Source organism: Citrobacter sp. ABFQG, from assembly GCF_004322975.1.
GTDB lineage: Bacteria > Pseudomonadota > Gammaproteobacteria > Enterobacterales > Enterobacteriaceae > Citrobacter > Citrobacter freundii.
In genome coordinates this window covers 107,584-120,392 of the sequence record NZ_CP036435.1, presented here as the reverse complement: position 1 = coordinate 120,392, position 12,809 = coordinate 107,584, and the positions used below count along the sequence as shown (strand labels likewise).

General features: G+C 52.6%; 10 protein-coding genes and 1 tRNA gene. All 11 read left to right on the top strand.

Features of this window, described 5'->3' with window-relative positions; genetic code table 11:
* Positions 1 to 259: 259 nt before the first annotated feature.
* Positions 260 to 336, top strand: a tRNA-Met gene (locus WN16_RS00570).
* A 207-nt stretch (positions 337 to 543) separates the two neighbouring features.
* On the top strand, positions 544 to 996 hold the full coding sequence (gene rimP / locus WN16_RS00565; RefSeq protein ID WP_003024996.1) for a ribosome maturation factor RimP: 453 nt from the start codon (positions 544 to 546) through the stop codon (positions 994 to 996).
* Between the two features lie 28 nt (positions 997 to 1,024).
* Positions 1,025 to 2,512 (top strand): transcription termination factor NusA, encoded by a 1,488-nt coding sequence (nusA, locus tag WN16_RS00560; RefSeq protein WP_003024992.1) that lies wholly within the window; start codon positions 1,025 to 1,027, stop codon positions 2,510 to 2,512.
* Between the two features lie 24 nt (positions 2,513 to 2,536).
* Entirely contained in the window at positions 2,537 to 5,227 is a 2,691-nt protein-coding gene (infB, locus tag WN16_RS00555; RefSeq protein ID WP_003844847.1) for a translation initiation factor IF-2, read from the top strand.
* A 146-nt stretch (positions 5,228 to 5,373) separates the two neighbouring features.
* Positions 5,374 to 5,778, top strand: coding sequence for a 30S ribosome-binding factor RbfA (rbfA, locus tag WN16_RS00550; RefSeq protein WP_003024988.1), 405 nt, complete (start codon positions 5,374 to 5,376; stop codon positions 5,776 to 5,778).
* Positions 5,778 to 6,722 (top strand): tRNA pseudouridine(55) synthase TruB, encoded by a 945-nt coding sequence (gene truB / locus WN16_RS00545; RefSeq protein ID WP_003024986.1) that lies wholly within the window; start codon positions 5,778 to 5,780, stop codon positions 6,720 to 6,722. Before rbfA ends, truB begins: the two co-directional genes overlap by 1 nt.
* Before the next feature lie 273 nt (positions 6,723 to 6,995).
* A complete protein-coding gene (gene rpsO / locus WN16_RS00540; protein ID WP_000059465.1) occupies positions 6,996 to 7,265 on the top strand; it encodes a 30S ribosomal protein S15 in 270 nt (89 codons plus the stop codon).
* Positions 7,266 to 7,511: 246 nt separating this feature from the next.
* Positions 7,512 to 9,644 (top strand): polyribonucleotide nucleotidyltransferase, encoded by a 2,133-nt coding sequence (gene pnp / locus WN16_RS00535; protein WP_003024984.1) that lies wholly within the window; start codon positions 7,512 to 7,514, stop codon positions 9,642 to 9,644.
* 109 nt (positions 9,645 to 9,753) lie between these two features.
* Positions 9,754 to 10,638 carry a lipoprotein NlpI gene (gene nlpI, locus WN16_RS00530; protein WP_003024982.1) on the top strand — a complete coding sequence of 295 codons (885 nt, stop codon included), beginning with the start codon at positions 9,754 to 9,756 and terminating at the stop codon, positions 10,636 to 10,638.
* Positions 10,639 to 10,744: 106 nt separating this feature from the next.
* Positions 10,745 to 10,825: a protein YrbN gene (gene yrbN / locus WN16_RS00525; RefSeq protein ID WP_010723222.1), complete on the top strand. Its 81-nt coding sequence runs from the start codon at positions 10,745 to 10,747 to the stop codon at positions 10,823 to 10,825.
* Positions 10,818 to 12,746: a DEAD/DEAH family ATP-dependent RNA helicase gene (locus WN16_RS00520; protein WP_016151048.1), complete on the top strand. Its 1,929-nt coding sequence runs from the start codon at positions 10,818 to 10,820 to the stop codon at positions 12,744 to 12,746. The genes yrbN and WN16_RS00520 overlap by 8 nt, the downstream gene beginning before the upstream one ends.
* The last annotated feature ends 63 nt before the right edge of the window (positions 12,747 to 12,809 follow it).

Here is a 12,809-nt window from a genome sequence, read left to right as displayed (position 1 = left end):
GAGTTTTCATTTAATCATCTTTTCTGGATGACAGGAAGAGTTTAGTGATAATTTCGTTAAATAACGGCGTGGGTGGAATATTTATCTTGCTGGGCTAGCGCTGGGCAGCATTCATTGATTTGCATAGTCGTAACAAGGTTGACATAACGCATAGTGAATCAATATACTGTGCGCAGATTTTACGTCCCGTCCTCGGTACCAAATCCCAGCAGTATTTGCATTTTTTACCCAAAACGAGTAAAATTTGCCACGTTTCAGGCGCGGGGTGGAGCAGCCTGGTAGCTCGTCGGGCTCATAACCCGAAGGTCGTCGGTTCAAATCCGGCCCCCGCAACCACTTTCCCTTAGAGTTCTTTTTCAAATATACTGTGAAGACTTAGGCCTTCGTAGCTGGATTTGAAAAAAATTCTTTCGGAAGGTTCTCCGAACCGCAGGTGCGGTTATAGGGTTCAGTTATCTAAAGCCCCGATTTATCGGGGTTTTTTGTTATCTGACTACAGAATAACTGGGCTTTAGGCCCTTTTTTTATGTCTTGGGGGTGGGCTTGTCCACATTAGAGCAAAAATTAACAGAGATGATTACAGCGCCAGTTGAAGCCCTGGGCTACGAACTGGTCGGCATCGAATTTATTCGTGGTCGCACATCCACACTGCGCATCTATATTGATAGTGAAGATGGCATCAATGTTGATGATTGTGCTGATGTGAGCCATCAGGTAAGCGCCGTGATGGATGTCGAAGACCCAATCACCGTTGCCTATAACCTGGAAGTCTCCTCTCCGGGTCTCGACCGTCCTCTGTTCACAGCTGAACACTACGTGCGTTTCCTGGGTGAAGAAGTCACGCTGGTTCTTCGTATGGCGGTACAAAACCGTCGTAAATGGCAGGGCGTTATCAAAGCGGTGGACGGTGAGATGATCACGGTCACAGTCGAAGGCAAAGATGAAGTGTTCGCGCTGAGTAATATCCAGAAGGCGAACCTGGTTCCCCACTTTTAACAGTCTGGATTGAGGTGAAAAGCCCGCGATGAACAAAGAAATTTTGGCTGTTGTTGAAGCCGTATCCAACGAAAAAGCGCTGCCACGCGAGAAAATTTTTGAAGCACTGGAAAGTGCGCTGGCTACAGCAACAAAGAAAAAATATGAGCAAGAGATCGACGTTCGCGTAGAAATCGATCGTAAAAGCGGTGATTTCGATACCTTCCGTCGTTGGGTAATCGTAGAAGAAGTTACTCAGCCGACCAAAGAAATTACGCTGGAAGCGGCACGCTTCGAAGACGAAAGTCTGAACGTGGGCGAATATGTTGAAGATCAGATTGAATCTGTCACCTTTGACCGTATCACCACCCAGACCGCGAAACAGGTTATCGTACAGAAAGTACGTGAAGCTGAACGCGCAATGGTTGTCGATCAGTTCCGCGAACACGAAGGCGAAATCGTCACCGGTGTGGTAAAGAAAGTAAACCGCGACAACATTTCTCTGGATCTGGGCAGCAATGCTGAAGCTGTTATCCTGCGTGAAGACATGCTCCCGCGTGAAAACTTCCGCCCAGGTGACCGTATTCGTGGTGTTCTGTACTCTGTACGCCCGGAAGCGCGCGGTGCGCAGCTGTTTGTAACCCGTTCCAAACCGGAAATGCTGATTGAGCTGTTCCGCATTGAAGTACCGGAAATTGGCGAAGAAGTTATCGAAATTAAAGCGGCTGCCCGTGATCCGGGATCGCGTGCGAAAATCGCCGTTAAGACCAACGACAAGCGTATTGATCCGGTCGGCGCCTGTGTTGGTATGCGCGGTGCGCGCGTTCAGGCGGTTTCTACCGAACTGGGCGGCGAGCGTATCGATATCGTCCTGTGGGATGATAACCCGGCGCAGTTCGTGATTAACGCAATGGCGCCAGCAGACGTTGCTTCTATCGTGGTGGATGAAGACAAGCACACCATGGATATCGCGGTTGAAGCCGGTAACCTGGCTCAGGCGATTGGACGTAATGGTCAGAACGTCCGCCTGGCTTCACAACTGAGCGGTTGGGAACTCAACGTGATGACCGTTGATGACCTGCAGGCGAAGCATCAGGCTGAAGCACATGCAGCCATCGATACCTTCACCAAATATCTCGATATCGATGAAGATTTCGCGACCGTTCTGGTGGAAGAAGGTTTTGCGACGCTGGAAGAACTGGCCTACGTGCCAATGAAAGAGCTGCTGGAAATTGACGGCCTGGATGAACAGACCGTTGAAGCGCTGCGCGAGCGTGCTAAAAACGCACTGACCACTCTGGCACTGGCCCAGGAAGAAAGCCTCGGTGATAACAAACCGGCTGACGATCTGCTGAATCTGGAAGGATTGGATCGTGAGATGGCCTTCAAACTGGCGGCCCGTGGTGTTTGTACGCTGGAAGATCTCGCTGAACAGGGCATTGATGATCTGGCTGATATCGAAGGGTTGACCGACGAAAAAGCCGGTGAGCTGATTATGGCTGCCCGTAATATTTGCTGGTTCGGCGACGAAGCGTAATAAACTGTAGCAGGAAGGAACAGTATGACAGATGTAACCGTAAAAACGCTGGCTGCAGAGATACAGACTTCCGTGGATCGCCTGGTACAGCAATTTGCTGATGCCGGTATCCCGAAGTCTGCTGACGACTCTGTGTCTGCACAAGAGAAACAAACCTTACTGGCGCATTTGAACCGTGAAAACGGCTCAGCGCCGGATAAGTTGACATTGCAGCGTAAAACGCGCAGTACTCTCAATATTCCAGGTACCGGTGGAAAAAGCAAATCGGTACAAATCGAAGTCCGCAAGACACGCACCTTTGTGAAACGCGATCCGCAAGAGGCTGAACGCCTTGCCGCGGAAGAGCAGGCGCAGCGTGAAGCGGAAGAGCAAGCCCGTCGTGAGGCAGAAGAAGCTGCCAAACGCGAGGCGCAACAAAAAGCCGAACGTGAGGCCGCAGAACAAGCTAAGCGTGAAGCCGCTGATAAAGCGAAACGTGAAGCTGCGGAAAAAGACAAAGTGAGCAATCAACAGACCGACGATATGACTAAAACCGCCCAGGCCGAAAAAGCCCGCCGTGAAAATGAAGCCGCAGAACTGAAGCGTAAAGCGGAAGAAGAAGCACGTCGCAAGCTTGAAGAAGAAGCGCGCCGCGTAGCGGAAGAAGCTCGCCGTATGGCGGAAGAAAACGAGAAAAATGGTGTGAATAACGTTGAACCTGTCGAAGACACCAGCGATTATCACGTCACCACTTCTCAGCATGCTCGCCAGGCTGAAGACGAGAACGATCGTGAAGTCGAAGGCGGTCGTGGTCGTACTCGCAGCACTAAAGCAGCGCGTCCGGCGAAGAAAGGCAACAAACACGCTGAATCTAAAGCTGACCGTGAAGAAGCGCGTGCAGCGGTTCGCGGCGGTAAAGGCGGTAAGCAGCGTAAAGGTTCCGCTCTGCAGCAGGGCTTCCAGAAGCCAGCTCAGGCCGTTAACCGTGACGTTGTGATCGGCGAAACCATCACCGTTGGCGATCTGGCGAACAAAATGGCAGTTAAAGGCTCTCAGGTCATCAAAGCGATGATGAAACTGGGCGCAATGGCTACCATTAACCAGGTCATCGACCAGGAAACCGCACAGCTGGTTGCCGAAGAGATGGGCCACAAAGTTATCCTGCGTCGTGAAAACGAGCTGGAAGAAGCGGTAATGAGCGACCGTGACACCGGTGCTGCGGCTGAACCGCGCGCACCAGTTGTGACCATCATGGGTCACGTTGACCACGGTAAAACCTCCCTGCTGGACTACATTCGTTCCACGAAAGTGGCTTCTGGTGAAGCGGGCGGCATTACTCAGCACATCGGTGCGTACCACGTTGAAACTGACAACGGTATGATCACCTTCCTGGATACCCCGGGTCACGCCGCGTTTACCTCCATGCGTGCTCGTGGTGCTCAGGCAACGGATATCGTTGTTCTGGTTGTTGCAGCAGACGACGGCGTGATGCCACAGACCATCGAAGCTATCCAGCACGCGAAAGCGGCGGGTGTGCCGGTGGTGGTTGCAGTCAACAAAATCGATAAGCCGGAAGCGGATCCGGATCGCGTTAAAAACGAACTGTCCCAGTACGGCATCATGCCGGAAGAGTGGGGCGGCGAGAGCCAATTCGTTCACGTTTCTGCGAAAGCGGGTACCGGTATCGACGAGCTGCTGGACGCTATCCTGCTGCAGGCCGAAGTACTGGAACTGAAAGCTGTGCGTAAAGGTATGGCGAGCGGTGCGGTTATCGAATCCTTCCTGGATAAAGGTCGTGGTCCGGTTGCTACCGTACTGGTGCGTGAAGGTACGCTGCACAAAGGCGACATCGTACTGTGTGGCTTCGAATACGGTCGCGTTCGTGCTATGCGTAACGAACTGGGTCAGGAAGTACTGGAAGCAGGTCCGTCCATTCCGGTGGAAATCCTCGGTCTGTCCGGTGTTCCGGCTGCAGGTGACGAAGTTACTGTCGTTCGTGACGAGAAGAAAGCCCGTGAAGTTGCACTGTATCGTCAGGGCAAATTCCGTGAAGTTAAACTGGCTCGTCAGCAGAAATCTAAACTCGAGAACATGTTCGCTAACATGACCGAAGGCGAAGTTCACGAAGTGAACGTCGTCCTGAAGGCTGACGTTCAGGGTTCTGTAGAAGCGATTTCCGACTCTTTACTGAAACTGTCTACCGACGAAGTCAAAGTGAAGATCATCGGTTCTGGCGTAGGTGGTATCACCGAAACCGACGCGACCCTGGCTGCGGCATCCAACGCGATTCTGGTTGGCTTCAACGTCCGTGCTGATGCCTCTGCACGTAAAGTTATCGAATCTGAAAGCCTGGATCTGCGTTACTACTCCGTCATCTATCATCTGATCGACGAAGTGAAAGCAGCGATGAGCGGCATGCTGTCTCCGGAACTGAAACAGCAGATCATTGGTCTGGCTGAAGTTCGTGATGTGTTCAAATCACCGAAATTCGGCGCTATCGCAGGCTGTATGGTTACCGAAGGCACGATTAAACGTCACAACCCAATCCGCGTTCTGCGCGACAACGTGGTTATCTATGAAGGCGAGCTGGAATCCCTGCGTCGCTTCAAAGATGACGTTAACGAAGTCCGTAACGGCATGGAATGTGGTATCGGCGTTAAGAACTACAACGACGTTCGCGTTGGCGATATGATCGAAGTGTTCGAGATTATCGAGATCCAACGTACTATCGCTTAATCTTCGTCGTCTTTTGGGCCGCAATTTGCAGCCCAAAATCCTTAGAAGATGATTAGGTGTAGGCCGGGTAAGCGAAGCGCCACCCGGCAAGAAATTTAAAAAGGGGCTGATAGCCCCTTTTTTGTCTTTATTCTGGAGAATTTATTATGGCGAAAGAATTTGGTCGCCCGCAGCGTGTCGCGCAAGAGATGCAGAAAGAGATCGCACTCATCCTGCAACGCGAAATCAAAGACCCGCGTGTTGGTATGATGACCACCGTATCGGGCGTTGAGATGTCTCGTGATCTGGCATATGCCAAAGTATTCGTGACTTTCCTCAACGATCAGGACGAAGCTGCTGTGAAAAACGGCATCAAAGCACTGCAGGAAGCCTCTGGTTTTATCCGCTCTCTGCTGGGTAAAGCAATGCGTCTGCGTATCGTGCCTGAGCTGACCTTCTTCTACGACAACTCGTTGGTTGAAGGGATGCGCATGTCCAACCTGGTGACCAGCGTGGTGAAACATGACGATGAGCGTCGTGTGAACCCAGCGGACGACAGCAAGGAGGACTGATGAGTCGTCCTCGTCGTCGTGGTCGCGACATTCACGGTGTCCTGCTGCTGGATAAGCCGCAGGGCATGTCCAGCAATGATGTACTGCAAAAAGTAAAACGCATCTACAATGCCAATCGCGCGGGACATACCGGCGCACTGGATCCGCTGGCGACAGGCATGCTGCCAATCTGCCTCGGTGAAGCGACTAAGTTTTCACAGTATTTGCTGGATTCTGACAAACGCTATCGTGTGGTTGCCCGTCTGGGCCAGCGTACAGACACTTCCGATGCCGATGGGCAAATCGTGCAGGAACGTCCGGTAACCTTCACCGCAGAACAACTGGCGAGCGCGCTGGAAACTTTCCGCGGCGATATCGAGCAGATCCCGTCAATGTATTCGGCGCTGAAGTATCAGGGTAAGAAGCTGTACGAATATGCGCGTCAGGGTATTGAAGTGCCGCGTGAAGCGCGACCGATTACCGTCTATGAGCTGCTGTTTATCCGTCACGAAGGTAACGAACTGGAGCTGGAAGTTCACTGTTCCAAAGGCACCTATATTCGCACCATTGTTGACGATCTCGGTGAGAAGTTGGGCTGCGGCGCGCACGTCACGTATCTGCGTCGTTTGACGGTCAGCAAGTATCCGGTGGATCGAATGGTGACGCTGGAACATCTGCGTGAGCTGGTTGAACAGGCCGAGCAGCAGAACATTCCGGCGGCACAGCTGCTTGATCCTTTGCTGATGCCAATGGACAGTCCTGCATCGGACTATCCTGTTGTTAATTTGCCTTTAACATCCTCGGTTTACTTTAAAAACGGTAACCCGGTACGGACATCAGGCGCGCCGCTGGAAGGGCTGGTCCGCGTGACGGAAGGCGATGACGGCAAGTTTATTGGCATGGGGGAGATGGACGATGAAGGTCGTGTCGCCCCCCGTCGCCTGGTGGTTGAGTATCCTGCATAGCGCTCTCTGTCTTGCGATAAAAGGGCGCTGCGAGTAGAATACTGCCGCTTAACGTCGCGTAAATTGTTTAACAATCTACGCGACGTATACACAAAATCATTCGAGCTGCATCAAGGCGGCAAGTCTGAGAATCCTCAGGAGCTTACTTAAGTAAGTGACTGAGGTGAGCGGACGCAGCCAACGCAGAGTCAGTTTGAAGGATAAAGTGTATACACTGGGATAGCTGAATTAGAGATCGGCATCCTTTCATTCTTATCACTTTGGAGTTTTAAAATGTCTCTAAGTACTGAAGCTACCGCTAAAATCGTTTCTGAGTTTGGTCGTGATGCAAACGACACCGGTTCTACCGATGTTCAGGTTGCACTGTTGACTGCACAGATTAACCACCTGCAGGGCCACTTTGCAGAGCACAAAAAAGATCACCACAGCCGTCGTGGTCTGCTGCGCATGGTTTCTCAGCGTCGTAAACTGCTCGACTACCTGAAACGTAAAGATGTTGCACGTTACACCGCGCTGATCGAGCGTCTGGGTCTGCGTCGCTAATTCTTTCGAGTTTCAGAAAGAGGGGGCCTTCATGGCCCCTTTTTTCCAGCAGATGGCAGCAATTCGCTGGAAACTAATGTATTGTTGCTATGAATGATCTTCCGTTGCAGAGGTTCGCGCGGCTAATGAGAGGCTTTACTCATGCTTATGGGTTAGGGTTGTCATTAGTCGCGAGGATGCGCAGAAGATCGGGTATTAACGATGGCGCAAAATGTGCCGTCAAAAAAATAGAGAAAGGATATTATTTTGCTTAATCCGATCGTTCGTAAATTCCAGTACGGTCAACATACCGTTACGCTGGAAACCGGCATGATGGCGCGTCAGGCGACTGCCGCTGTTATGGTTAGCATGGATGACACCGCGGTATTCGTTACCGTTGTTGGCCAGAAAAAAGCGAAACCAGGCCAGGACTTTTTCCCGCTGACCGTTAACTATCAGGAGCGTACCTACGCTGCTGGCCGTATCCCGGGTAGCTTCTTCCGTCGTGAAGGCCGTCCGAGCGAAGGCGAAACCCTGATCGCGCGTCTGATTGACCGCCCGGTTCGCCCGCTGTTCCCGGAAGGCTTCGTGAACGAAGTTCAGGTTATCGCGACCGTTGTTTCCGTTAACCCGCAGGTTAACCCGGACATCGTGGCAATGATTGGTGCATCTGCTGCGCTGACTCTGTCTGGTATTCCATTCAACGGCCCGATCGGTGCTGCACGTGTTGGTTACATCAATGACCAGTACGTACTGAACCCGACTCAGGACGAACTGAAAGAAAGCAAGCTGGACCTGGTTGTTGCGGGTACTGAAGCAGCCGTACTGATGGTTGAATCCGAAGCAGAACTGCTGAGCGAAGATCAGATGCTGGGTGCTGTTGTGTTTGGTCACGAACAGCAGCAGGTTGTGATTCAGGCTATCAACGAGCTGGCGAAAGAAGCTGGCAAACCGCGTTGGGACTGGCAGCCAGAAGCCGTCAACGAAGCGCTGAACGCACGCGTTGCCGCACTGGCAGAAGCTCGCCTGAGCGATGCTTACCGCATCACTGACAAACAAGAGCGTTATGCTCAGGTTGACGTAATCAAATCTGAAACCATCGCGACTCTGGTGGCTGAAGACGAAACCCTGGACGCTAACGAACTGGGTGAAATCCTGCACGCTATCGAGAAAAACGTTGTTCGTAGCCGCGTACTGGCAGGCGAGCCGCGCATCGATGGCCGTGAAAAAGACATGATCCGTGGTCTGGACGTGCGTACTGGCGTTCTGCCGCGTACCCACGGCTCCGCACTGTTCACCCGTGGCGAAACTCAGGCGCTGGTTACTGCGACCCTGGGCACCACTCGTGATGCGCAGAACCTTGACGAACTGATGGGCGAGCGCACTGACAACTTCCTGTTCCACTACAACTTCCCTCCGTACTGCGTAGGTGAAACCGGTATGGTCGGTTCTCCGAAGCGTCGTGAGATTGGTCACGGCCGTCTGGCGAAACGTGGCGTACTGGCAGTAATGCCGGAACTGGATAAATTCCCGTACACCGTGCGTGTGGTTTCTGAAATCACCGAATCTAACGGTTCTTCTTCCATGGCTTCCGTATGTGGTGCTTCCCTGGCGCTGATGGACGCAGGCGTGCCGATCAAAGCCGCCGTTGCGGGTATCGCGATGGGTCTGGTGAAAGAAGGCGACAACTTTGTTGTTCTGTCTGATATCCTGGGCGACGAAGACCACCTGGGCGATATGGACTTCAAAGTGGCGGGTTCCCGCGACGGTATCTCTGCACTGCAGATGGATATCAAAATTGAAGGTATCACCAAAGAGATCATGCAGGTTGCTCTGAACCAGGCTAAAGGTGCGCGTCTGCACATCCTGGGTGTGATGGAACAAGCGATCAACGCACCGCGTGGCGATATCTCTGAATTTGCTCCGCGTATCCACACCATCAAGATCAGCCCGGACAAGATCAAAGACGTTATCGGTAAAGGCGGTTCTGTTATCCGTGCTCTGACCGAAGAAACCGGCACCACCATTGAAATCGAAGATGATGGTACCGTGAAGATTGCTGCGACCGACGGCGAAAAAGCGAAATATGCTATCCGTCGTATCGAAGAGATCACCGCAGAGATCGAAGTAGGCCGTATCTACAATGGTAAAGTGACCCGTATCGTTGACTTTGGCGCATTCGTTGCCATCGGTGGCGGTAAAGAAGGTCTGGTACACATCTCTCAGATCGCTGATAAGCGCGTTGAGAAAGTGACCGACTACCTGCAGATGGGCCAGGAAGTACCGGTCAAAGTTCTGGAAGTTGATCGCCAGGGCCGTGTACGTCTGAGCATTAAAGAAGCAACTGAGCAGTCTCAGCCTGCAGGCGAACCGGAAGCTCCGGCAAGCCAGGGCGAGTAAGGTTGCCATTGCCCTCCGTGAAAGCGGAGGGCCTTTAACCCGGCAGGATGCCTTGTTAGCAACCGGGGAACCTGGACGTTCATTCAATCGTTGTCTTCGGGAGTGGGAAATGAAGCCTTTTTTGCGCTGGTGTTTCGTTGCGACAGCACTCACGCTGGCTGGATGCAGTAATTCCGCCTGGCGAAAGAGTGAAGTCCTCGCAGTACCATTGCAACCGACTTTGCAGCAGGAAGTGATTCTGGCACGTATGGAACAAATTCTTGCCAGTCGGGCTTTAACCGATGACGAACGCGCACAGCTTTTATATGAGCGCGGAGTGTTGTATGATAGTCTCGGTCTGAGGGCACTGGCGCGAAATGATTTTTCACAAGCGCTGGCAATCCGACCAGATATGCCTGAAGTATTCAATTACTTAGGTATATATTTAACGCAGGCAGGCAATTTTGATGCTGCCTATGAAGCGTTTGATTCTGTACTTGAGCTTGATCCAACTTACAACTACGCGCACTTAAATCGCGGTATCGCATTGTATTACGGCGGTCGCGACAAGTTAGCGCAAGATGATCTGCTAGCGTTTTATCAAGACGATCCCAATGATCCTTTCCGTAGTCTGTGGCTTTATCTTGCCGAGCAGAAGCTCGATGAGAAGCAGGCGAAAGAAGCGTTGAAGCAACGCTTTGAGAAATCGGATAAAGAGCAATGGGGATGGAACATTGTCGAGTTCTACCTGGGCAACATTAGCGAAGCAACGCTGATGGAACGCCTGAAGGCGGACGCAACGGATAACACCTCGCTCGCTGAGCATCTCAGTGAAACCAACTTCTATTTAGGTAAGTACTACCTAAGTCTGGGGGATTTGGACAACGCTACGGCATTGTTCAAACTGGCGGTGGCTAACAACGTTCATAACTTTGTTGAGCACCGATACGCATTGTTGGAATTATCGCTCCTGGGCCAGGACCAAGATGACCTGGCAGAATCGGACCAGCAATAGCTGACGTACACATCAGCCCGTAATCTTTTTTGATTGCCATCACCTTCACGGGTGAGGGCGTTGTTGTTCGTTAATACACCTACTTTGAGCCGGTTCACACTTTTCAATGAAAATTGCAGATCAATTTCATGATGAGTTATGTAGACTGGCCGCCATTAATTTTGAGGCACACGTACTACATGGCTGAATTCGAAACCACTTTTGCAGATCTGGGCCTGAAGGCTCCTATCCTTGAAGCCCTTAACGATCTGGGTTACGAAAAACCATCTCCAATCCAGGCAGAGTGCATTCCGCATCTGCTGGGCGGCCGCGATGTTCTGGGTATGGCCCAGACAGGTAGCGGCAAAACTGCAGCGTTCTCTTTACCGCTGCTCAACAATCTTGATCCTGAGCTGAAGGCACCTCAGATTCTGGTGCTGGCACCGACCCGCGAACTGGCGGTTCAGGTAGCAGAAGCCATGACGGATTTCTCTAAACACATGCGCGGCGTGAATGTGGTTGCCCTGTACGGCGGCCAGCGTTATGACGTGCAATTACGTGCCCTGCGTCAGGGACCACAGATCGTCGTCGGTACGCCGGGCCGTCTGCTGGATCACCTGAAGCGCGGTACTCTGGACCTCTCCAAACTGAGCGGTCTGGTACTGGACGAAGCTGACGAAATGCTGCGTATGGGCTTCATCGAAGACGTTGAAACCATCATGGCGCAGATCCCGGAAGGTCATCAGACCGCTCTGTTCTCTGCAACCATGCCGGAAGCGATTCGTCGTATTACCCGTCGCTTTATGAAAGAGCCGCAGGAAGTACGCATTCAGTCCAGCGTTACCACGCGTCCTGACATCAGCCAGAGCTACTGGACTGTGTGGGGCATGCGTAAAAATGAAGCGCTGGTGCGTTTCCTGGAAGCAGAAGATTTTGATGCGGCGATTATCTTCGTTCGTACCAAAAATGCGACCCTGGAAGTGGCAGAAGCGCTGGAGCGTAGCGGTTATAGCAGCGCTGCACTGAACGGCGACATGAACCAGTCCCTGCGTGAGCAGACTCTGGAACGTCTGAAAGATGGCCGCCTGGATATCCTGATTGCTACCGACGTTGCGGCCCGTGGCCTGGACGTTGAGCGTATCAGCCTGGTTGTTAACTACGACATCCCGATGGATTCCGAGTCTTACGTTCACCGTATCGGCCGTACCGGTCGTGCGGGTCGTGCTGGCCGTGCGCTGCTGTTCGTTGAGAACCGTGAGCGTCGTCTGCTGCGTAACATCGAACGCACCATGAAGCTGACGATTCCGGAAGTAGAACTGCCGAACGCAGAACTGCTGGGCAAACGCCGTCTGGAAAAATTCGCCGCTAAAGTACAGCAGCAGCTGGAAAGCAGCGATCTGGATCAGTACCGTGCTCTGCTGGCGAAAATGCAGCCGGAAGAAGAGCTGGATATCGAAACGCTGGCAGCCGCACTGCTGAAAATGGCTCAGGGCGAACGTCCGCTGATCCTGCCGCCAGATGCACCAATGCGTCCGAAACGCGAATTCCGCGATCGTGATGACCGTGGTCCGCGCGATCGTAACGATCGTGGCCCTCGTGACCGTAATGACCGTGGTGGTGAAGATCGTCCGCGTCGTGAACGTCGTGACGTTGGTGACATGCAGCTGTACCGCATTGAAGTGGGCCGTGATGACGGTGTTGAAGTTCGTCATATCGTTGGCGCGATTGCTAACGAAGGCGATATCAGCAGCCGTTACATCGGTAACATCAAGCTGTTTGCTTCCCACTCCACCATCGAGCTGCCGAAAGGTATGCCGGGCGACGTGCTGCAGCACTTTACCCGTACTCGCATCCTGAACAAGCCGATGAACATGCAGCTGGTTGGCGATGCAGTTCCGCACACCGGTGGTGAGCGTCGTGGTGGTGGCCGTTTCAGCGGCGAGCGTCGTGAAGGCGGTCGTGGCGAAGGTCGTAATTTCAGCGGTGAGCGTCGTGAAGGCGGTCGTGGTGATGGTCGTCGTTTTAGCGGCGAACGTCGTGAAGGCAATCGTGGTCCGCGTCGTGACGATTCTTCTGCTCCGCGTCGTGATGACTCCGCTGGTCGTCGTCGTTTCGGCGGTGACGCATAAGTTTCGCTGCGTAAAGTAATATATACAGCCCCGATCTCAACAATCGGGGCTTTTTTTATTTCA